Origin of the sequence: Amycolatopsis sp. SID8362 (assembly GCF_010550475.1) — a bacterium.
Classification (GTDB): Bacteria; Actinomycetota; Actinomycetes; order Mycobacteriales; family Pseudonocardiaceae; genus Amycolatopsis; species Amycolatopsis eburnea.
Genome location: NZ_JAAGNB010000474.1, coordinates 1 through 2,130, shown reverse-complemented (window position 1 = coordinate 2,130; position 2,130 = coordinate 1). Strand labels below are relative to the sequence as shown.

Annotated in this window: 2 protein-coding genes; both read left to right on the top strand. The window is 73.4% G+C overall.

Annotation, left to right across the window (positions count from 1 at the left end; all coding sequences use genetic code 11):
* Positions 1-501 (top strand): acyl carrier protein (locus G3I65_RS14685; protein WP_160696602.1); only part of this gene is annotated, 501 nt, incomplete at its 5' end.
* Positions 502-515: 14 nt separating this feature from the next.
* Positions 516-2,130, top strand: a 1,615-nt coding sequence (locus tag G3I65_RS14680) for a beta-ketoacyl synthase N-terminal-like domain-containing protein (protein ID WP_203612388.1), incomplete at its 3' end; no start/stop codon positions are given.

The window sequence follows — 2,130 nt, the reverse complement described above, 5'->3', positions numbered from 1 at the left end:
TTCGCCGACCGGCTCGTCGCGCTGCCGGAAGACGACCGCGTCCCGGCCCTGCGGGAGCTGGTCACCGGCCAGGTCGCCGCGGTGCTCGGGCACACCGGAGCCTCGCTCGACCCCACGCGGACGTTCCAGGAGCTCGGCTTCGACTCGCTCACCGCGGTCGAGTTGCGCAACCGGCTCGACGCGGCGTCCGGCCTGCGGCTGCCCGCGACCCTCGTCTTCGACTACCCGACCATCGACGCGGTCACCGAGCACTTGCGCGGCGAGCTGCTCGGCTCGGCGGCGTTCACCGCGCCGGCGCTGGCCGGCATCGACAAGCTGGAAAGCCTGCTCGCCGGGATCGAGGACGACGAGGGCCGCCGCTCGGTCACCGTCCGCCTGCAGTCGCTCCTGCTCAAGTGGACCGCGAGCGAGGCGGCCGACGGCGACGTCGCCGACCGGCTCAGCGCGTCGAGCGCGGACGAAATCTTCGCCTTCATCGACAACGACCTCGGCGTCCAGTGAGGACCGGAAACCCCATGAACGAAGAGAAGCTGCTCGAGTACCTCAAAAAGGTGACGGCCGACCTGCACCGGACCCGGCAGCGGGTCGTCGAGCTCGAGACCGGCGACGAGGAGCCGATCGCGATCGTGGGGATGAGCTGCCGCCTGCCGGGCGGCGTCACCTCGCCCGAGGGGCTGTGGCAGCTGGTCGACGCCGGGACCGACGCGATCTCGGGGTTCCCCGACGACCGCGGCTGGCCGCTGGAGAAGCTCTACAGCGAAGACCGCGACCAGGCCGGCACCTCCTACACCCGCGAGGGCGGCTTCCTGCACGACGCGGGGGAGTTCGACCCGGCGTTCTTCGGGATGAGCCCGCGCGAGGCACTCGCCACCGACGCGCAGCAGCGGCTGCTGCTGGAGACGTCGTGGGAAGCCTTCGAGCGCGCCGGGATCGTGCCCAGCGCGCTGCGCGGCAGCCCCACGGGCGTGTTCGTCGGCGTGATGTACAACGACTACGGCACGCACCTGCAGGGGTCGGGCGCCGAAGCCGAAGGCATGCAGGGCAACGGGAGCTCGGGCAGCATCGCCTCCGGCCGGGTCTCCTACACCTTCGGGCTCGAAGGCCCGTCGGTCAGCGTGGACACCGCCTGCTCGTCCTCGCTGGTGACGCTGCACCTCGCCGCGCAGGCGCTGCGCAAGGGGGAGTGCTCCCTGGCGCTGGCCGGCGGTGTCGCCGTGATGTCCACGCCGATCGCGTTCCTGGAGTTCAGCAGGCAGGGCGGCCTGTCCCCGGACGGCCGGTGCAAGGCGTTCGCCGACGGCGCCGACGGCGTGGGCTGGGCCGAGGGCGTCGGGATGCTGCTGCTGGAACGGCTTTCCGACGCCCGGCGCCACGGGCACGAGGTGCTGGCCGTGGTCCGCGGGTCCGCGGTCAACTCCGACGGCGCGTCCAACGGCCTCACCGCGCCCAACGGCCCGTCCCAGCAGCGGGTCATCCGCCAGGCACTGGAAAGCGCGAAGCTGACACCGTCCGAAGTGGACGTCGTGGAGGCGCACGGCACCGGCACGAAGCTGGGCGACCCGATCGAGGCGCAGGCCCTGCTCGCGACGTACGGCCAGGGCCGGGAGACGCCGCTGCTGCTGGGCTCGCTGAAGTCCAACATCGGGCACACCCAGGCCGCCGCCGGCGCGGCCGGGGTGATCAAGATGGTCATGGCCATGCGCCACGGCGTCGTCCCCCGCACCCTGCACGCCGGAACGCCGTCGTCCCAAGTGGACTGGAGCGCGGGCGCGGTCGAGCTGCTCACCGAGGCGAAGCCGTGGCCGGAGACCGGCCGCCCGCGCCGCGCCGGGGTGTCCTCGTTCGGGGTCAGCGGCACCAACGCGCACGTCATCCTCGAAGCCGCGCCCGAAACCGGACCCGCTCCGGAGCCGGCCCAGACCACCGCCGTCGTCCCGTGGGTGCTCTCCGGCCGGAGCCCCGAAGCGCTGCGCGCCCAGGCCGGACGGCTCCTGCCCACCGCGGCGGCGGCCGGCGCCCTCGACGTCGGGTTCTCCCTGACCGCGGCACGCACCGCTTTCGAGCACCGGGCCGTCGTGCTGGGCCGGGGCACCGAAGAGCTGCTCGAGGGCCTCCGCGCCCTCGCCGACG